This is a genomic window from Blattabacterium cuenoti (assembly GCF_014252435.1).
Lineage (GTDB): Bacteria > Bacteroidota > Bacteroidia > Flavobacteriales > Blattabacteriaceae > Blattabacterium > Blattabacterium cuenoti_X.
Map to the genome: position 1 here is coordinate 103,405 of NZ_CP059220.1, position 19,993 is coordinate 123,397.

Consider the following 19,993-nt stretch of genomic DNA (forward strand, 5'->3'; position numbering starts at 1 on the left):
GTACATATAAAAAAAATTTTATTAAAAAAACTTCAAACGGATCTTGAGTATATTGAAAAATACGCAAGAGAGAAATTTTATATGAAAAAAAAAGATGAAGATTTATTTGTTATAACAAAAAAAAGAAATTTAGATTAATAGGTCATTTCATCTTCCCATATACAATAATAAAATACTTAAATCTGAAGGCGATATACCACTAATTCTTGAAGCTTGAGATAATGAAATTGGTCTATAATATTCTAATTTTTCTCGAGCTTCTATAGATAAAGAATGAATTTTGTTATAATTAAAATTATTTGGAATTCGAATATTCTCCAATCTCAATAATTTTTTTGCATTTTCTTTTTCTTTGTCAAGATACCCTTTATATTTGACACGAATAGAAACCTGTTCTAATATTTCGTTATTAAAATTATTTTTTATAATTTCATTCATTATAAATGGAATAGATTTCATATCTTCTATATTAATTTCAGAACGAGATAATATTGTATCTATTTTTTTATTACAATTTACTTGAGAAGAAGATTTCTTATTTAGAATAGGATTTATTATTTTTGGTTGGATATAATTTTTTTGAAAAAAATGTAAACATTGATTGATTTTATTCTTTTTTTCATTTATTATTTGCATATAACGAATAGGAACAGACCCTATTTTATATCCTATATGAGTTAATCGTTCATCTGCATTATCTTGTCTCAATAACATTCTGTATTCAGCTCTTGATGTAAACATTCTATATGGTTCATTTGTACCTTTTGTTACTAAATCGTCTATTAAAACTCCAATATATGCTTCATTTCTTTTTAAAATTAAAGGTGGTTTGTGATATACCTTTAAATAAGCATTAATTCCTGCTATTAAACCTTGACCAGCCGCTTCTTCATAACCAGTTGTTCCATTAATTTGTCCAGCAAAAAAAAGATTATCCACAATTTTACTTTCTAATGTTCCTTTTAATTGTTCTGGATGAAAGTAATCATATTCAATAGCATATCCAGGTCTTAATATTTTAATATTTTCTAATCCTTCTATTTTTCTTAAAGATTCATATTGTATGTTTTCTGAAAAAGAAGTAGAAAATCCATTAATATACATTTCTACTGTATTTAATCCTTCTGGCTCTATAAAAATAGGATGTCTATTTTGATTAGGAAATCTGTAAATTTTTTCTTCTATTGATGGACAATATCTAGGACTTATTCCTCTAATTGATTTCAAAATCAGAGATTCTTTCACTTTTTTTCGAAGAAAGTCATGTATGGTTTCATTTGTATAAGTAATAAAACATTTTTTTTGTTTTAAAAATTTATTTTTTTTATGAAAAAATGAAAATCTTTTTGGATATTTATCTCCATATTGAGTTTCCATTTTTTTGTCATTTAAAAACCGACCATCAACTCTAGGAGAAGTTCCAGTTTTCATTTTACCACATTTTAACCCAAAAGACTTATGTAATTGTTCTGTTATTCCTTTGGATTCCTTTTCGGATATTCTTCCACCATTTATTATTTTATTTCCAATGAATATTTTTCCATTTAAAAATGTTCCATTTGTCAGAATAACTGTTTTTGATTTAATTTCCAATCCTAATAAAGTTTGTACTCCTTGAATTTGATATTTATTTTCAATTAAAGAAATCACTGTATCTTGATATAAATCTAATTTGATATTTTTTTCTAAAAATTGTCTCCAATAATAAGAAAATAATCTTCGATCACATTGAGATCTAGGACTCCACATCGCAGGTCCTTTTGATTTATTTAACATTCTAAATTGAATACTACTATAATCAGTGATTACTCCAGAATATCCTCCTAAAGCATCTATTTCTCTAATAATTTGACCTTTTGCTATTCCTCCTATAGCTGGATTACAAGACATCTGTCCTATGGTTTGTAAATTACTAGTAATAAGCAACGTTTTTGCGCCCATTCTAGAAGATGCGGATGCTGCTTCTGATCCAGCATGACCTCCACCAACTACAATGACATCATATATACTAGAAAACATTTGATAATATTTTTTATTGAAATAAAATTAAGTAAAATTCTTCTTTTTTTTTCATGATATTTTTTTGTATTTCCTGATCATCATTATATCCTAATAAATGTAACAATGAATGTATCATGACTCTTTTTAATTCATTGATCAAAGTCTGATGCCATTTTTTAGAATTATCCAAAACACGATCAAAACTTATATAAATATCTCCTGATATATATTTTTTTTCAGTATAATTAAAAGTAATAACATCTGTATAAAAATTTTTTTTGAGATATTTATTATTCATTTCCAAAATAAATGGATCATCACAAATAATATAATTGATATCTCCTATAGATAAAATACTTTCATTTCTTAATAAAATAATAATTTCCTTTAAAAAAGAATATTGATTTTTCATTTTGAAATAAGAAATTTCGTAGAATATATTAATCATTATTAGATTGACTATAAAAATACATTGTGATAAAATAAAAAAAATATTTTCTTTTATTGAATTTATTTTCAATAGACTATCCACCTTTTTATAACATGAAATACTGCAACTATTTTGTAGAAACAAACTTATTTTTCTATATTATTGGATTCTTTTCATGTTTTTTTTTCTAAATTATGAAAAACAAAAATTTATATTTTATAGTATCATTCATTTTTATAACATATTTATTCCTATTTACGTAAGTAATATTTTAGAAAAAAATATTGTAATTGGTTTTATTATATAGAATATAGTTTATTGTCAATTTTTTATATTTTATTCAAAAAAAACAAAAAATTGGTATATTAATTACACCAATACATATTTTGTTTTGGATTCATATCTATAATTCAATGTTAAATATTAATGTTTTTTCTATGGTTATGATATCTATCATATTTTTATCATGTGATTTTTGGATATATAAAGTACTTATGATTTATCAAAAATTTTAAGTATTTTCTCGAAAAAAAAAGAACATTTATGATATTTTTATTAAATTTATTATCTCTTTCATATATTATAATTGAATATGTAATAACTTCTATTTATCTTCATAAAAAAATTTTATATCATTAAATAATGAAATTAAAACTTTACCGACCTATATGTTTTTTTGACATAGAAGCAACAGGAATAAACATAGGAAAAGATAGAATTATAGAAATTTCTATATTAAAAATATTTCCAAATGAAAATAAAGAAAATAAAACTTGGCTAATTCATCCTGGAATTCCGATCCCTCCACAATCAACTGCTATACATGGAATAACAGATGAAGATGTGATAGGAAAATTGCCATTTAAAGATATAGCTTATTCTGTATTTCAAATGATGGAAAATAGTGATTTAGCTGGATATAATTCTAATAGATTTGATATTCCAATTTTAGCGGAAGAAATGCTTCGTGCAGGAATATCTTTTGATATAAAGAAACACAAAACAATAGATGTCCAAGTCATTTTTCATAAAATGGAACCAAGAACACTTTCTGCTGCTTATAAATATTTTTGTCAAAAAACGATTAATAAAGCTCATAGTGCTAAAGAAGATGTTTTTGCTACATATGAAATACTTTTAGCTCAATTAGATAAATATCAAAATTTAAAAAAAGATGTGAAAAGTTTGGATCAATATTCTCACCAAAAAAATATTGCAGATCTTGCTGGATTTATCAAAATGGATGAAAATGGTCATGAAATATTTAACTTTGGAAAATATAAAGGTAAAAAGATAATAGATATATTTGATATAGATCCAAATTATTATGCATGGATACAAAATTCTGATTTTCCTTTATATACAAAAAAAATATTAACAGGAATTAAACTGAAAAAGTTTAATACAAAAAAAAAAAATTCATTTTGATCACAAAAAATAGGAAATTATTGAATTAAGTCTTTCAATTTTTCTGAAATAAAAATATCCAAATTTTTTCCCCGTAACATATTTTTATATAAAAGAGTTAAATTTAATGCTTCTTTAAGAATTTTGATTTGTTTCTTTTCATTCATTTCTTTTAATATATTTTGAATCAAAATATGATTAGTGTTTACTATCATTTGATAGTAATGATCTTTTTGTTCTTCTTCTTTTCCTAATACATTTTTCATTTCTTCCATTCTTCTTATCCATTCTGGAATGATTATCATAAACGGAGCTTCATCTTTAGATAAACGTTCTAATTTAATGGAAAAATGAAAATTGTTTATTAAATTATTTTTTATCATATTTTCCAATTTCTTTTTATTATCATCGGATAATTCAGTAACTAACTTTTCATTCATTTCATCAATGAATATTAACTCATTAATGGAACCTGAATCAATTCTTACAAAAGAAATATTTTTATCATACAATTCCAATTTTTGAATAATATGAACCAAAAGTGGACTGTCCATTAGTAATACATCATATTTTTTATTTTTTGCATTTTTAATATAACTATATTGTTCATCTTTATTTGATGAATATAGAAATACTACTTTTCCATTCTTATCTTTTTGCGATTTTTCTATTTTTTTTTTATAATCTATAAAAGAATAAAAAATATGATCTACAGTAATAAACAAATAAAAATTGATAGCTTGATCAAAAAAATTAGGTGTACTTATCATTCCATATTCCACTATAATTTTGATATTATCCCATTTTTTTTGAAAACAAGTGATATCATTTTGATACATTAAATGTAATTGATCTGATACTTTCCTTGTTATATATTTAGATATATTTTTTACTAGATTATCATTTTGTAAATGAGAACGTGATACATTGAGTGTTATATCTGAAGATTCTATTACACCTTTTAATAAACTTAAAAAATCTGGTACAATTTCATCTAAATTATCTGTTACATAGACCTGATTTTGATAAAAATGTATTTTTTCTTTTTGTAAATTCATTTTTTTCTCTATTCTAGGAAAGAATAAAATACCTGTTAAATGAAATGGATGATCTATATTTAGATGAATCCAAAATAAAGGATCATCTAATTGATTTGGATAAAGTTCTTTATAAAAATGTAAATAATCTTTGTCTTTTAATTCAATAGGTTTTCGTTTCCAAGCAGGATACGTGTTATTAATCAAAACGTTATCTTTATTTTCATCTTTCGAAGAAAGAAAAATTTTCACAGGCATGAATTTACAATATTTTTTAAGTAATTGTACAATATTTTCATATTCTAACAACTGTTCATTATTTTTATCAATAAATAAAATCACTTCGGTTCCTCTATTTTTTTTTTCAGTTTCTTTCATGAAAAATTTGGTAGAACCTTGACAAACCCAACATACAGATGGATATTTTTCTTGATAAGACTGAGTTAGTATTTTTACTTTATCTGAAACCATAAATGATGAATAAAAACCTAATCCATAATGACCAATAATATCTGAGTTTTTATATTTTTGAATAAATTCTTCCGCACCGGAAAAAGCTATTTGATTAATATATTTTTCTACTTCTTTCTCATTCATTCCGATTCCATTATCGATAATATGAAGTGTTTTGTTATTTTTATCTATTAAAACCTGAATTTTCCATTCGTTATTAATATTTTCTATATTAGAAACATTACATAATATTTTGAATTTGATAATTGCATCTGTAGCATTAGAGATCAGTTCACGTAAAAATATATCTCGTTCTGAATATAAAAATTTCTTAATAATGGGAAAGATATTTTCTGAAGAAACCCGAATTGTATTTTCTTTCATAATCTTAAATTTTTTTCAAAAAAAGAATCAACGAATTTAACTTCGTTAAATTCTTTTAAATCTTCTATTTTTTCTCCTACTCCTATATATAAAATAGGTATTTTAAATTGATCTGTTATTTTTATAATAAATCCTCCTTTAGCCGTTCCATCTGTTTTTGTTAGAATAATAGAAGATATTCCAATGAAAGAAATAAATTGTTTTACCTGTTCAAAAGCATTTTGTCCATTAGTTGCATCTAAAATTAAAGTGATTTCATGAGGAGCTTCTGGTATAACTTTTTTTATAACTCTTTTCACTTTAAATAATTCCTTCATCAAATTGGTTCGATTATGTAATCGACCAGCTGTATCAATTATTACTACATCTCTTTTTTTTGAAATAGCAGATTGTAATGTATCATAAGCTACAGAAGCGGGATCTGAATGTATACGTTGTTTCACTAAAGGAACATTTGCCATTTTTGACCATATTTCAAGTTGATCAATAGCTGCTTCACGAAAAGTATCTGAAGCTCCTATAATTGGATTGAATCCCATTTTTTTTAATAGAAATGACAATTTTCCAACAGTAGTTGTTTTACCTACTCCATTTACTCCTACTATTAGAAATACATATGGTTTTTTATTTTTGTCAATCGTATTTTTTAAAGATTCTTTTTTAACATGAATAAATGAACGAAGAATTTCATGTTTAATCACATCATGTATATGTTCATCTAATATCTTATTTTTTTCAATTTTTTTTTCTAAACTTTGAATCAACTTTATTGTCGTTTCTGTACCTATATCGGACGTTAATAATATTTTTTCAATGTTATCTATTTCATCTATTTTAATTTTTGATTTTTTGGAAAAAAATGTTTTAAGTTTGGAAAAAAAAGATGATTTATTTTCTTTATATCTTTTACATAAAAACTTTTCTTTTTTTCTGAAAAAAAACATATAATTATTTTTTGGAAAAAAATTTTTTAACTTCTTTTTCCGAAATCATTTTTTGTTCAAAACTATAAAAGTGCCTTTTATTAGATTTAATCATTTTTATGGCTAAAATCATTTTATTTTTTTTCTTTTTTATATCACTCAACTTATTTTTAGGCATATAAAAATTATTTAATTTCTTTATGTATTGTATATTTTTTTAAAATTGGGTTGAACTTTTTTAATTTCATTCTATTTGGGTTATTTTTTTTATTTTTTGTTGTAATATATCTAGAGCACCCAGATAATCCTAATTTTCTGTGCTCAATACATTCTAATATTACTTGAATTCTACTTCCTTTTTTACTCATATAAGTTATTTTTAATATTTATATTTAAAACGTTTCAATGCATTTTCTATTCCGATTTTATCGATGATCCGAATAGCATAAGCACTGATTTTTAATGTAATCCACTTATTTTTCTTTATTAAAAAAAAACGTTTTTTGCATAAATTGATATTGAAACGACGTTTATTTTTGTTATTTGCATGAGAAACACGATTCCCCATCATAACTTTTTTTCCTGTCAATTCACAAATTTTTGCCATAAAATTTTTTTAAAAAATTGAAAATACTATTTTATATTTAAATATATATAAAAAGAAACACTTTTTATGTCAGGACATAGTAAATGGGCTAATATACAACGAAGAAAAAATAATCAAGATTTTCGAAAATCAAAAATTTTTTCAAAACATATCAAAGAAATATTTATGGCTGTCAAAAAATCAGGAATTAATAATTTTCGTATCAAAAACGCTATTATAAACGCAAAATCAGTAAATATTCCAAAAAATACAATAGAAAAAACTATCCAAAAAGCATTACAAATAAAAAAAGAAAATTATACAATTCTAAATTTAGAAGGAAAAATAGATGGAATAAGTATGATTATAAAATGTAATACAAATAATAAATTAAGAACTATTTCCAGCATAAAACATATGTTTCATAAAAAAGGCGGTACTTTATGTAAAAAAAAAGAACTCATTCATTTTTTTCATAGAGTTGGATTTTTTATTATAAAAGAAAAAAATATTCACCAATCAATCGATGAATTTGAACTTACGTCTATCGATTTTGGAGCAAAAGATTTTTTAAGAAAAAAGAATAAAATTTATATTTATACAGATTTTAAATATTTTGGGAATATGAAAAATCATCTAGAAAAACTCAATATATTTTATACATGTCAAGTCAATATTATTCCTAAAGAAACCAAACATGTTTCAAAAGATCAAAAAAAAAAAATTTTTAATTTGATTGAACAAATTGAAGAACATGATGACGTAGAAAATGTATATTCAAATTTATACGAAGAAAAAAGTCATTAATTAAAAAAGAAAAATGACCTATCGCATGAAAAAATGAGGAAAGTCCGGACACCATAGAGCGTCGTAAAGGGTAACACCCTTCCATTGTAAAATGAGGAATAGTGCAACAGAAAGAATGTATAGTACTATATAAATATTTTTAGTATAGTAATCTATAGTGAAATCATGTAAACTCTACGAGGTGAAATGCCATATATACCGGTAGTAATTTGCTCGGTTGATGCCGAGGGGTAGGCAGATAAAAATTTAGGGTAACTTAAATTTTAGATAAATGATAGGAATCATATAATATATATTCATTTATGAATTATTATATCAAAACAGAATCCGGCTTATGATTTTTCTTTTTGATTAATCTTTTTTTTAGGAGAGATGGCCGAGAGGTTTAAGGCGCACGTCTGGAAAGCGTGTTCACAAATGAAAATAGTGTCAAGGGTTCGAATCCCTTTCTCTCCGTTTTGTTTATTTATTAAACACTTTGATTTAATTCTTTTCTATGTCTCGAAATTTTTTATAGATTAATTGAGTTCTTACTCCTAATAATGTTTCTATATCTCTTGATGCTCCCTGCAATTTATCTTGAACTTGATGTAGTAATACACCAAATTTTTGAAATTCTTGCTTCACTGATTCTAATACTTTCCAAATTTCAGATGTTTTTTTTTGTATGGTTAATGTACGAAATCCTATTTGTAAACTATTTAATACAGCTGCTAAAGTAGAAGGACCGGCTATAACCGTTTTATATTTTCTAAGCAATTCTTCTAATAAGCTAGAATGTCTTGTAATCTCTGCATATATTCCTTCAAATGGAAGAAACAAAATAGCAAAATCAGTAGTATTTGGCGGATCTATATATTTTTCTTTAATATCTTTAGACATTTTTTTCAATACAGATTCCATATTCTTTATAGCTATTTCTATCGATTTTTTTTCACCTTGATAATAAGCTTCTTGCAATCTTTCATACGTTTCTTTTGGAAATTTCACATCAATTGGAAGCCAAATGTTTTTATCACCAACACCTGGTAGTCTAATAGCAAATTCTACTACAAAATTTGTATTAGATTTTGTGATTACATTGGAGGAATATTGTTCTGGAGATAAAATTTGTTCTAATAACATAGATAACTGCATTTCACTAAAACTTCCACATATTTTAACATGATTCAATGTTCTTTTCAAAGAACTCACATCTTTTACTAATACTTGCATTTCTCCTAAACCATTTTGCAATGACAATAATTGTCCTCCTATTAATTTAAATGATTTCTCTAAATGAAAATTTAGAGAAGCCTGAAAATTTTCATTTAGAGAATCTCTTATTTCATTTATATTCTTTTCTATAGAATCAAAAATTTTTTGATTTTTTTCATAAAAAGAATTTAATTTTTTAGAATTATGATCAATATAAAGTTGAATATTATTTTTTATAGAACTTTGAAAATCAATAATGGATTGACCATATGTTTCTTTTATATCTTTCAATGAATTATTCATATAACGATAATTATATTGATATAATTCATTATTTTCTCTTCTTTGATTTTTGAATTCTTCGCGAATCAATAATTCAACTTTTCTTAAAAAATAGATAAATGCAATAAAAATGAACAATAGAAATAAATACAAAGACATAAATAATATTCTTATACAGAGAAATCCTAAATAAAAATAGCGGGAATAGGACTCGAACCTATGACCTTCGGGTTATGAGCCCGACGAGCTACCAACTGCTCCACCCCGCGATATATGAATCCAATATAATATTTTTCATTTACAAAATCAAATATTAATTAGAAATTAATTTTATCCATTCATAGATATTAAGAATTCTTCATTATTCTTAGTTCTAGAAATTCTAATTCTTAAAAATTCCATAGCTTCTACTGGATTCATATCCGAAAGATGTTTTCTTAAAATCCACATTCTTTGTAAAGTTTTTCTATCCAATAACAGATCGTCTTTTCTTGTACTAGAAGATACTAAATCAATAGCTGGATAAATTCGTTTATTAGCTATTTTTCTATCTAATTGAAGTTCTTTATTCCCTGTACCTTTAAATTCTTCAAAAATAACTTCATCCATTTTTGATCCTGTATCAATCATTGCAGTAGCTATAATAGATAAAGACCCCCCATTTTCTATATTTCTAGCTGCTCCAAAAAATCTTTTGGGACGATGTAAAGCATTTGCATCAACACCACCTGATAATACCTTTCCAGAAGTAGGTGCTACAGTATTATAAGCTCGTGCTAGTCGGGTAATAGAATCTAATAGTAGAACAACATCATGAGAACATTCTACCATTCTTTTCGCTTTTTGCAATACAATGTTTGCGACTTTTACATGTTTATCAGCAGGTTCATCAAAAGTAGATGCAATGACTTCTCCTTTTACATTTCTTTGCATATCTGTTACTTCTTCTGGACGTTCATCGATTAACAAAATAATTAAATATACCTCTGGATGATTTGCTGCAATAGCATTAGCTATTTCTTTTAATAAAGTAGTTTTTCCCGTTTTAGGAGGAGCTACGATCATACCTCGTTGACCTTTTCCAATAGGAGTAAAAAGATCGACAATTCTTGTAGAAATAGTTGCATTTTTTTCAGCTAATTTAAATTTTTCATTTGGGAATAGAGGTGTTAAATGTTCAAAAGAATTTCTATCTCTAACAAAAGATGGCCTACGTCCATTTACTTCAAGAATTTTAATTAAAGGAAAGTATTTTTCTCCTTCTTTAGGAGGTCTGACTTCACCTTTTATTGTATCTCCTGTTTTCATTCCAAAAAGTCTTATTTGAGATTGAGATACATAAATATCATCAGGAGATGATAAATAATTAAAATCTGAAGATCTTAAAAATCCATAATTTTCTGGCATGATTTCTAGTACTCCTTCACTAGTTACTATTCCTTCAAATTCATATTCTGGTGTTCTATATTTATTAGATGCATGATGTTTCTGCATTCCTCCTGATTGATTTCCATAATGAGACATATAATGATGTTCATGTCGATTATCTTTTTTCCAATGAAAATTAGAAAAATTTTGATTTTTTTTTTGAAATCTATCTTCTGAATTTTTATTTATTTTTAAATGTTCCTGAAATTTTTTTTTTTTCTTGTTTTCTGTAAATAAATGTTTTAATTCCACTTTTTTTCTTCGATCCTTAAATATTTTTTTTATAGAATTTTCTTTTTTTAAATTTGAAGGAGAATTCGTTGATATATTTCTATTATTAGAAATAGAAATAATTTTTTTAAGAAGTTCGTTTTTTCTTAATTGTGTACATTTTTTTAATCCTGAAGAACGAGCTATCTCCTGTAATTCAAAAAGTTTTTTACTTTTTAATTCAGTAATATCAAACATAAAGTAGTTGGATTATTTTTTTATTGTTTGGATGATAATATACCCTTTTTATTTGGTATAAAATTATAAATGACGAATACAAACAAAAAATTAAATAGAACTTAAAAATAAAATATTAAATATGTTATACAAATTATGTAAAATACAAACATTATATTTAATAATATCTATTATAATAGATATTGTTTCTTTATATATTCTGTATCCTGTAGAAAAAAAATATTTTTTTTCATTACAATCGAATATTTTTTTTATATCCTTATGTTTATTATTATCTATATCATATTTTTTCTTCTTTCATAAGAAAAAAATACAAATATTATTGAATAAAATTAATATACTTGTCAATATATCAATTAGCATAATCAAAGTATTTTATTTTTTTTATGATGATAAATATTTTCATAACATTTTAATAAAAAAAAAATGGATTTTTTTATTAATATTATTCATTTTCAATTCAATAGTATTGAATATTGCAAATAAATCTATCAAAACAGATTTGAAAATTATAGATTCTATGAATAGAATACGATAAACATTATAAATGTTCAATAATATTTTTCAAATTGATTAGAAAAAATGAAAAAAACTTTATTCATTCATAAATTAGAATATTTTCAAAAACAATTTTTTGAAATTTCTAAAAATATTGAGAATTACAATTTTTCTTATCAAAATCAAAAAAAATATAGATTATTTTTCAAAAAATATGTAGAACTGGATAAAATAATTCATTTATATAAAAAATATAATCAAAAAATCATGTTATTTCAAGAAGCTATTCATATTTCGGAAAATGATACAGATGAAGATATGAGACAATTAGCTATTTCAGAAATAAAGAAAATTTTACATCAAATAAATTATATAGAAACAAAATATTCCAACATTTTTTTTTCTAAAAAAGATAAAGAATACAATGAAAAACTAGAAGATCAAAGAAATGTAATTTTAGAATTGCGTTCTGGAACAGGTGGAAACGAAGCATGTTTATTTGTGGAAGATATTCTTAGAATGTATATGATGTATTTTAAAAAATTAAATTGGAAATATAACATTATACATGCTAAAAAAGGAAATGTAAAAGGATATAAAGAAATAATTTTAGAAGTAATTGGAAGTCAAAATGTTTATGGAAATTTAAAATTTGAATCTGGAGTACATAGAGTGCAAAGAATTCCAGAAACTGAATCTCAAGGAAGAATTCATACATCTGCTATTACAGTAGCCGTATTACCAAAAGTCAAAAAAATAGAGGTTAATATCAATTTTAATGATATTAAAAAAGAAACTTTTCGATCAAGTGGTGCTGGTGGACAACATGTTAATAAAACAGAATCAGCAGTAAGACTTACTCATATACCAAGCAAAACCAGTGTAGAATGTCAAGAAGGTCGTTCTCAACATAAAAATTTTGAAAAAGCTATGGATATTTTAAGATCTCGTATTTATCACTATAAAATGAAAAAAGTTTTAAAAAAAAGATCAATAAAAAGAAAATCATTAGTTTCTACAGGAGATCGATCTGTTAAAATACGTACTTATAATTATCCAAAAAATAGAGTGACAGATCATCGAATACAAAAATCTATTTTTGATTTAATAGGATTTATGAATGGAAATATTCAAAAAATGATAAATTTCATAAAAAAAATTGAAAGTGAAAACTAAATTTCAATCATAATCAATTTAAATCTTGATTATCTAAAAAACTTACGTTATAATCTCCTTTTATAAAATCATTATTATTCATAAGTTTTTTATAAAATGGGATAGTAGTTTGAATTCCTTCAATTACAAATTCATCTAACGAACGTTTCATTTTTTGAATCGATTCTATTCTACTTTGTGAACTTGTAATAAGTTTTGCTATCATAGAATCATAATAATGTGGGACATAGTATCCAGAATAAATATGTGTATCTACACGTACGCCTTGCCCTCCTGGTAAATGAATATGAGTAATTTTACCAGAAACAGGTCGAAAATTATGATATGGATCTTCTGCATTAATTCTACATTCTATAGCGTAACGATTATGACTAGTTTTTTTTATTTTAGAAAGTTTGTTTCCATATGCTATAGATATTTGTTCTTTTATTAAATCTAATCCAGTGATTTCTTCGGTTATAGTATGTTCTACTTGTATTCTTGGATTAATTTCCATAAAATAAAAATTTTTATTTATATCTACTAAAAATTCTATTGTTCCTAATCCTTCATAATGAAAAATTTTTGCTGTTTTTATTGCTTGTTTCTCCATTTTTTTTCTAAGAGTGAGATCTAAAAACGGAGAAGGAGTTTCTTCTACCAATTTTTGATTTCTTCTTTGAATAGAACAGTCTCTTTCATATAAATTCCATACTTTTCCATATTGATCTCCTATTATTTGAATTTCAATATGTCTTGGATTTAAAATTAATTTTTCAAGATATAATTCCTCTTTACCAAAACAAGATAAAGATTCTTTTTTTGCTTCTTCCCAAGAATTTTGCAAAAGATTTTTATTGAAAACGGGTCGAATTCCTTTTCCACCACCTCCAAAAATAGATTTTATAATAATCGGATATCCAATTTTATCTGCTTCTTTTTCTATTTCATTATAAGAATAATTGATCAAAGAATTAGTACCTGGAATACAAGGAATGCCAATTTTGGTTAATATATTTTTTGCAGTAATTTTATTTTCTATTCTAATTAAATTATTAAAATTTGATCCTATAAATTTTATTCCATGTTTATTGCAAACAGAAGAAAAATATGCATTCTCAGATAAAAATCCATATCCAGGATGAATAGCATCAACATTTGTAATTTCCGCTGCAGAAATAATATTTGGAATATTTAAATAAGATTGATATGGATTGGGTGGACCGATACAAACTGCTTCATCTGAAAAATATACATGAAGACTATATTTATCTGCTGTAGAATAGACAGATACTGTTTTTATCCCCATTTCTTTTGCTGTTCTTATTATTCGTAAGGCAATTTCTCCTCGATTTGCTATCAATATTTTGTTGAACATCCTTTTTATCCATTAGGTTCCAAAAAAAATAAGGGTTGATCATAATCAACGGGGGTCTCATTTTCTACAAGAACTTGAATTAATTTTCCTTCTATATCAGATTCAATATTATTGAATAATTTCATTGATTCTATTACACAAATTTTTGTTCCAATCTTGATAAAATCTCCTATTTCTACAAATGGTTTTTTATCTGGATGTGGACTACGATAAAAAGTTCCTATCATAGGAGATTTTATCGTTAAATATTGTTTTTTATTTTTTTTATAAAATTTGTTAGAATAATTAACGTTTGAATGAATTTTTTTCGAAAAAAATGATTTTTTTACATAATGATTTTTCTTTTTAAAAAAATTTTTTATTATATGAATTATCGTGTCTCCTTTTTGAATTTTTATCTCATTTATATCCGATTTAGAAATGATATGAATGATAGATTTTATTTTTTTTATATCTATATCCATAAATATTATAATATTGCTATTTTTCTCGATTATATACTAATTTATTTCTATAGTAAAGTTTATTATCAACCCAATGTGAATGATGATATAAATGCTTTTTTTTAGTTAGAGAACATTGGATTAATAATGGTTTTTTTATTTTTATGCGACTTCTTCTTTTATTTTTTCTAGATTTAGATTGTCTTCTTTTAGGATGTGCCATAATTAATGTTTTATATATTTCATGATTATTAATATACTAATTTAGAAATAAAATTAGATGTGTAAAATATTTTTTATATTTATTTAGGAATTTTTCTTATTATATTTTTACTGTGGAAAATAAACGTAAAGAAAATTATTCAAAATGGTATAATGAAATAATTTTAAAATCTGAATTAGCAGAGTTCTCAGGAATACGAGGTTTTATGATTATAAAACCATATGGTTATTCCTTGTGGGAAATGATAAAAAAAGAGTTAGATAAAATATTTCGACAAACAGGACATAAAAATATTTATTTTCCTTTATTAATACCTAAATCTATTCTTTCAAAAGAAAAAGAACATACTGATTTATTTTCTGAAGGATGTGCAATAGTTACTCATTCTAAAATTAAAAAAGATCAAGAAAAAATCATTATAGATCCAAAATCAAAATTAAAAGAAGAGTTAATCATACGACCTACTTCAGAAAGCATAATATGGAGTATTTATAAACGTTGGATTCAATCTTATAGAGATCTTCCTGTTTTACTTAATCAATGGGGAAATGCTATTAGATGGGAAATGCGTACAAAATTATTTCTTCGAACAACAGAATTTTTATGGCAAGAAGGTCATACTGCACATTCTACTAAAAAAGAAGCAATAGAAGAAACCTTAAATATATTGAATATTTATACTGATTTTTCTCAAAATTTCATGGCTATCCCAGTTTTACAAGGAATAAAACCACACATGGATAAGTTTCATGGATCTAAAACAACCTATTGTATTGAAGCATTAATGCAAGATGGAAAATCATTACAAATGGGAACTTCACATTTTTTAGGTCAAAATTTTTCAAAAGTATTTAATGTTCAATTTACAAATATGAATGGATATAAGGAATACATATGGTCTACTTCTTGGGGAATTTCAACTCGATTAATAGGAGGATTAATTATGTCTCATTCTGATGACCGTGGTTTAATTCTACCTCCCAAAATTGCTCCAATTCAAATAGTCATTATTCCTATATATAAAAAGAAAAATTTTTCTATTATTGATGAACATGCAAATAATATTTTGAATTTTTTAGAAAAAAAAAATATTCGTACTTTTTACGATAACAGAACTCAATTTACACCAGGATGGAAATTCCATGAATATGAAATAAAAGGAATTCCAATACGAATCAATATTGGAATAAATGAAATAAAAAATGAAAAATTGGAAATTATTCGAAGAGATACACTTGAAACCATTTGTATTCCCTTTCATTTTTCAATCAATTTGATAAAAAAATTATTATGCGATATACAAAAAAACATATACCAAAAAGCTTTACATAGAACTAAAAAATATATGATTGAATTAGATAATTATCATGATTTTAAAAATCAAATAAATGATTCAGGAGGTTTTATCTTTGCTCATTGGGATGGTACTAAAAATACGGGGAAAAAAATTCAAGAAGAAACGGAAGCCACAATTCGTTTTATCCCTTTTCCTTCTAAAGAAAAAGAAGGAAAATGTATTTTTTCAGGAAAAAAATCAAAACAAAAAGTAGTTTTTTCCAAATCCTATTAAAAAAATTATAAAATATTTTGTAATTTTCCTTTAAAATCATCTATAGATGAATATTTTTTTTTTCTTAAAAGAGAAGAAAATTCTTGATTTAATCGATCAAAAACTGAAATTCCTTCTTTGATAAGTTGTGTTCCAATTTGCACGGCTGAAGCACCACATAATATATATTCAAACATATCTTTTCCAGACTGAATACCACCACATCCTATTATTGATATTTCTTTACGAAGAAAAGAATAAAATTTAAAAACATTAGCTAATGCAAATGGTTTAATAATTGAACCACCAATTCCTCCAAATCCTTTATTTGGACGTATTACTGTAGATTCTTTATTTACATCAATAAAAATTCCATTAGGGATACTATTAATGCAAGTAATAAAAGAAATTGGAAATTTATTTAGTATTAAAGACATATTTTCTATATGGATATCTCTAAAATAGGGAGGAAGCTTCAATCCTATAGGTTTTTCATGAAATCTAAATATTTTTTCCAAAAAATGTGACACAACACAAAAATCATATCCAACGATACCTTGATTTTTATTTTCAATAAGATTTGGACAAGACAAATTTATTTCTAAGGCAGATATTTTAGAACAAAAATTAGATTTTTGAATAATAAAACTAATTTCATCAATGGATCTCCCCGCTATAGAAATAAGTACAGGTTTTGTAATTTTTTTTCTTTCTAAAAAATCTAAATAAAAATCAATTCCATAATTTGGTAATCCCATAGAATTTATACTGCCTATATTCCATTCAAAATATCTTGGATATGAATTCCCCTTCCTTGGATGTTTAGTACAACTTTTTGTTACTATTGCTCCAGAAGAACTATTTAATAAATTTGATAATTCAATGTCTGTTCTACAAATAGCTCCAGAAGCATTCATAATACATGATGAAAGTTGAATTCCATTAATATTCGTTGTAATATCTATATTTTCCATAATGAAAACAATTATAATAATAATTATTTAAAAATTTTAACTTTACTGAAATAGTTTTTTTTGATGAAAAAAAAAGAAAAATTTTTTTTAAAAATTTACAATTTAGGAATTATAAAATTTGGAAATTTTACATTAAAAAGTGGAATAAATTCTCCTTTATATATAGATTTTAGACCTATTGCTTCTAAACCCGATTTATTAATAAAACTTTCGGACTTACTTTTGTGTGAAATTTTACCATATAAATTTGATTTAATTTGTGGAGTTCCTTATGCAGCTTTACCTATCGCTACTACTCTTTCTATAAGGCATAATATTCCACTAATTATTAAAAGAAAAGAAAATAAAGGTTATGGAACTAGACGTATGATTGAAGGAGTATATAAAAAAGGCCAATATTGTCTTCTTGTTGAAGATGTCATTACAAGCGGAGATAGTTTATTAAACACAATACTAGATCTTGAAAAAGAAGGGTTAATTGTTGAGAATATTATCTCTATTTTTGATAGAGAACAAGGAGGAGTAGATCATATCAAAAAAAAGGGATATAAAATACAAACATTATTTCGAATAGGTGATATATTAAAAATACTAGAAAATCAACATTTTATAAAAAAAAGTGATCAAAAAATGATCCATTTTTTTTTAAAAAAAGAAAATAGAAAAAACATCAACAAAAGAATTTCTTATGAAGAAAAAAAAAAAATCATATCTCATCCTACAGGAAAGAAATTAATCGATATTGCATTAAAAAAAAAAACAAATCTCATAGTATCTGCAGATTTAATCTATTCTAAAAAAATATTAGATCTATCTAATTTGATTGGTGATTTGATTTGTGGATTAAAAATTCATGTAGATATTATTAATGATTTCTCGCATTCATTTATTACATGTCTCAAAAAAATATCTAGAGAGAAAAATTTTCTAATATTTGAAGATAAAAAATTTTGTGATATAGGACATACAAATTATCTTCAATTTCATTATGGAATATACAAAATTTCATCTTGGGCTGATATTATTACTGTACACACAATTTCAGGATGTTCTAGCTTAGAACAATTAAAAATACCAGATAACATAGGACTCATAACTATATCAGAAATGTCTACGAAAGGAAGAATATCTGATGATAATTACATTAGAAACGTAATCAATATTTCATTAAAAAATACAAAAGTAATAGGTACTGTAGCTCAAAGAAAAGTCGATCATCGTCTATTATTATTTACACCTGGTATTCATTTTTCTCAAAAAAAAAGTCATGATTCAGATAATCTATACATAACACCTCATCAAGCATTTGAAAAAAATAAAAGTGATTTTATTATTGTTGGAAAAGCTATATACCAAAATAACAATCCAAGAAAAATAGCAAAAAAATATAGAATTTCTGGATGGAAATCTTATCAAGATGGACTTTAGATCCATTTTATTTTTGAAAATGACGTCCATTTTTATAAAAAGTAATGACACTCATTATAATTTTATTTAATTTGTATTTATGTAAATATTTTTTGTATTCAAAAAATATTTATTTAAAAATTGAATTACTTTGTTATTTCGAAAATAAAAAGAATATAGTATGAAATGGATACATTCATTAATTAGCTGTTTTATGATCCTTTTTAGCATTATAGATATATTAGGAAATGCTCCTATTATTATGGGTTTTAAATCTAAAGGAAATATCATAGATACGAAAAAAGTTATCATAACTTCTCTGATCATTTTTTTATTTTTTTTATTTTTAGGCCAACCTATGTTAAAAATTATAGGAATCGATGTTCATTCTTTTTCCGTAGCTGGATCATTTGTTTTATTTATTATCGGGTTGGAGATGATATTAGGAATCGATATTCATAAATCCACAGAAAACACACAGACATCTATTGTTCCAATAGCATTTCCACTTATAGCAGGACCTGGATCTTTAACTACATTAATTTCATTAAGAACTACTTATGATGTCAATACTATATTAATATCTCTTTTACTCAATATGATTGTTGTTTACTTTGTCATAGATAAATGTGATGTAATTGGAAATAAAATAGGAAATAATGGGTTGGACATTTTGAAAAAAATATTTGGAATTGTATTACTTGCTTTTTCTGTTAAAATTTTTGGAGCAAATGTTATACAATTATTCCATAATTAATTGTTGAATTTTATGCAAAATTTTTTGCATCGATTGATTTATCTTACAATAATTATACAACTTATTTGTTTGATATAGAAAAATAAAAAAACAAATGATTCCTTTTCTTTTTATTATAGATCTATTGGAAAAGAAAGCAAATTTTATTCTACGTTTGATTTTATTTCTTTGGAAAGATTTTTTGATAAATTTTTTTTTTTACTAAA

Annotated in this window: 21 protein-coding genes, 2 tRNA genes and 1 other RNA gene; 10 read left to right on the top strand and 14 right to left on the bottom strand. The window is 24.2% G+C overall.

Translation table 11 applies throughout. The annotated features are described in order from the left end of the window. Positions 1 to 51: 51 nt before the first annotated feature. Positions 52 to 138, top strand: coding sequence for a hypothetical protein (locus tag H0H35_RS02835; RefSeq protein WP_238892380.1), 87 nt, complete (start codon positions 52 to 54; stop codon positions 136 to 138). A gap of 9 nt (positions 139 to 147) precedes the next feature. Here the strand turns inward: H0H35_RS02835 and mnmG are convergent, their stop codons facing one another. Together mnmG and ybeY are read right to left on the bottom strand one after the other, a co-directional pair. Then, the gene (gene mnmG, locus H0H35_RS00475; protein WP_185883013.1) at positions 148 to 2,019 is read right to left on the bottom strand and encodes a tRNA uridine-5-carboxymethylaminomethyl(34) synthesis enzyme MnmG; all 1,872 of its coding nucleotides are present in this window, start codon (positions 2,017 to 2,019) and stop codon (positions 148 to 150) included. Between the two features lie 13 nt (positions 2,020 to 2,032). Beyond that, a complete protein-coding gene (gene ybeY / locus H0H35_RS00480) occupies positions 2,033 to 2,413 on the bottom strand; it encodes an rRNA maturation RNase YbeY (RefSeq protein WP_238892343.1) in 381 nt (126 codons plus the stop codon). Positions 2,414 to 3,073: 660 nt separating this feature from the next. Here ybeY and H0H35_RS00485 point away from each other — a divergent pair. Beyond that, positions 3,074 to 3,859: a 3'-5' exonuclease gene (locus H0H35_RS00485; RefSeq protein WP_185883015.1), complete on the top strand. Its 786-nt coding sequence runs from the start codon at positions 3,074 to 3,076 to the stop codon at positions 3,857 to 3,859. A gap of 17 nt (positions 3,860 to 3,876) precedes the next feature. Here the strand turns inward: H0H35_RS00485 and htpG are convergent, their stop codons facing one another. The 4 genes from htpG to rpmB all read right to left on the bottom strand — a co-directional run bounded on the left by htpG (position 3,877) and on the right by rpmB (position 7,242). Further along, a complete protein-coding gene (htpG, locus tag H0H35_RS00490) occupies positions 3,877 to 5,712 on the bottom strand; it encodes a molecular chaperone HtpG (protein ID WP_185883016.1) in 1,836 nt (611 codons plus the stop codon). Further along, positions 5,709 to 6,656, bottom strand: coding sequence for a signal recognition particle-docking protein FtsY (gene ftsY, locus H0H35_RS00495; protein WP_185883017.1), 948 nt, complete (start codon positions 6,654 to 6,656; stop codon positions 5,709 to 5,711). Before ftsY ends, htpG begins: the two co-directional genes overlap by 4 nt. Before the next feature lie 164 nt (positions 6,657 to 6,820). After that, positions 6,821 to 7,003 (bottom strand): 50S ribosomal protein L33, encoded by a 183-nt coding sequence (gene rpmG / locus H0H35_RS00500; RefSeq protein WP_185883018.1) that lies wholly within the window; start codon positions 7,001 to 7,003, stop codon positions 6,821 to 6,823. An 11-nt stretch (positions 7,004 to 7,014) separates the two neighbouring features. Beyond that, positions 7,015 to 7,242 carry a 50S ribosomal protein L28 gene (gene rpmB / locus H0H35_RS00505; RefSeq protein WP_185883019.1) on the bottom strand — a complete coding sequence of 76 codons (228 nt, stop codon included), beginning with the start codon at positions 7,240 to 7,242 and terminating at the stop codon, positions 7,015 to 7,017. A 66-nt stretch (positions 7,243 to 7,308) separates the two neighbouring features. Between rpmB and H0H35_RS00510 the strand changes: the two genes are divergently transcribed. The 3 genes from H0H35_RS00510 to H0H35_RS00520 all read left to right on the top strand — a co-directional run bounded on the left by H0H35_RS00510 (position 7,309) and on the right by H0H35_RS00520 (position 8,484). Next, a complete protein-coding gene (locus tag H0H35_RS00510; protein WP_185883020.1) occupies positions 7,309 to 8,028 on the top strand; it encodes a YebC/PmpR family DNA-binding transcriptional regulator in 720 nt (239 codons plus the stop codon). A gap of 5 nt (positions 8,029 to 8,033) precedes the next feature. Next, an RNA gene (gene rnpB / locus H0H35_RS00515) (RNase P RNA component class A) lies at positions 8,034 to 8,379 on the top strand. 15 nt (positions 8,380 to 8,394) lie between these two features. Further along, positions 8,395 to 8,484: transfer RNA gene (locus H0H35_RS00520), tRNA-Ser, on the top strand. A gap of 27 nt (positions 8,485 to 8,511) precedes the next feature. Here the strand turns inward: H0H35_RS00520 and H0H35_RS00525 are convergent. The 3 genes from H0H35_RS00525 to rho form a co-directional block, all read right to left on the bottom strand. Then, positions 8,512 to 9,666 (bottom strand): DNA recombination protein RmuC, encoded by a 1,155-nt coding sequence (locus H0H35_RS00525; RefSeq protein ID WP_185883021.1) that lies wholly within the window; start codon positions 9,664 to 9,666, stop codon positions 8,512 to 8,514. Positions 9,667 to 9,703: 37 nt separating this feature from the next. Then, a tRNA-Met gene (locus H0H35_RS00530) sits at positions 9,704 to 9,776 on the bottom strand. A gap of 61 nt (positions 9,777 to 9,837) precedes the next feature. Then, entirely contained in the window at positions 9,838 to 11,403 is a 1,566-nt protein-coding gene (rho, locus tag H0H35_RS00535) for a transcription termination factor Rho (RefSeq protein ID WP_185883022.1), read from the bottom strand. Positions 11,404 to 11,524: 121 nt separating this feature from the next. Between rho and H0H35_RS00540 the strand changes: the two genes are divergently transcribed. Both H0H35_RS00540 and prfA read left to right on the top strand, forming a co-directional pair. After that, positions 11,525 to 11,941, top strand: a complete 417-nt coding sequence (locus H0H35_RS00540; protein ID WP_185883023.1) for a DUF4293 family protein — start codon at positions 11,525 to 11,527, stop codon at positions 11,939 to 11,941. A 44-nt stretch (positions 11,942 to 11,985) separates the two neighbouring features. Continuing rightward, the gene (prfA, locus tag H0H35_RS00545; RefSeq protein ID WP_185883024.1) at positions 11,986 to 13,077 is read left to right on the top strand and encodes a peptide chain release factor 1; all 1,092 of its coding nucleotides are present in this window, start codon (positions 11,986 to 11,988) and stop codon (positions 13,075 to 13,077) included. A gap of 13 nt (positions 13,078 to 13,090) precedes the next feature. On the opposite strand, the gene H0H35_RS00550 is transcribed toward prfA, so the two are convergent. From H0H35_RS00550 to rpmF, 3 genes are read right to left on the bottom strand one after another with little or no spacing between them, the layout of a single operon-like run. Next, complete coding sequence (locus H0H35_RS00550) at positions 13,091 to 14,434, bottom strand: acetyl-CoA carboxylase biotin carboxylase subunit (RefSeq protein WP_185883025.1); 1,344 nt, start codon at positions 14,432 to 14,434, stop codon at positions 13,091 to 13,093. 5 nt (positions 14,435 to 14,439) lie between these two features. After that, complete coding sequence (accB, locus tag H0H35_RS00555) at positions 14,440 to 14,898, bottom strand: acetyl-CoA carboxylase biotin carboxyl carrier protein (RefSeq protein WP_317167198.1); 459 nt, start codon at positions 14,896 to 14,898, stop codon at positions 14,440 to 14,442. A gap of 16 nt (positions 14,899 to 14,914) precedes the next feature. Continuing rightward, complete coding sequence (rpmF, locus tag H0H35_RS00560) at positions 14,915 to 15,100, bottom strand: 50S ribosomal protein L32 (protein WP_185883026.1); 186 nt, start codon at positions 15,098 to 15,100, stop codon at positions 14,915 to 14,917. Between the two features lie 112 nt (positions 15,101 to 15,212). Here rpmF and proS point away from each other — a divergent pair, with 112 nt between their 5' ends. Beyond that, positions 15,213 to 16,670, top strand: a complete 1,458-nt coding sequence (proS, locus tag H0H35_RS00565; protein WP_238892345.1) for a proline--tRNA ligase — start codon at positions 15,213 to 15,215, stop codon at positions 16,668 to 16,670. 5 nt (positions 16,671 to 16,675) lie between these two features. On the opposite strand, the gene H0H35_RS00570 is transcribed toward proS, so the two are convergent. Beyond that, positions 16,676 to 17,623: a dihydroorotate oxidase gene (locus tag H0H35_RS00570; protein WP_185883027.1), complete on the bottom strand. Its 948-nt coding sequence runs from the start codon at positions 17,621 to 17,623 to the stop codon at positions 16,676 to 16,678. A gap of 63 nt (positions 17,624 to 17,686) precedes the next feature. Here H0H35_RS00570 and pyrF point away from each other — a divergent pair, with 63 nt between their 5' ends. Both pyrF and H0H35_RS00580 read left to right on the top strand, forming a co-directional pair. Next, positions 17,687 to 19,051: an orotidine-5'-phosphate decarboxylase gene (pyrF, locus tag H0H35_RS00575; RefSeq protein ID WP_185883028.1), complete on the top strand. Its 1,365-nt coding sequence runs from the start codon at positions 17,687 to 17,689 to the stop codon at positions 19,049 to 19,051. Positions 19,052 to 19,211: 160 nt separating this feature from the next. After that, on the top strand, positions 19,212 to 19,787 hold the full coding sequence (locus tag H0H35_RS00580; RefSeq protein ID WP_185883029.1) for a MarC family protein: 576 nt from the start codon (positions 19,212 to 19,214) through the stop codon (positions 19,785 to 19,787). Here the strand turns inward: H0H35_RS00580 and H0H35_RS02915 are convergent. Continuing rightward, positions 19,773 to 19,973 (bottom strand): ribonuclease P protein component, encoded by a 201-nt coding sequence (locus H0H35_RS02915; protein ID WP_185883169.1) that lies wholly within the window; start codon positions 19,971 to 19,973, stop codon positions 19,773 to 19,775. The genes H0H35_RS00580 and H0H35_RS02915 overlap by 15 nt on opposite strands. Between the last annotated feature and the right edge of the window lie 20 nt (positions 19,974 to 19,993).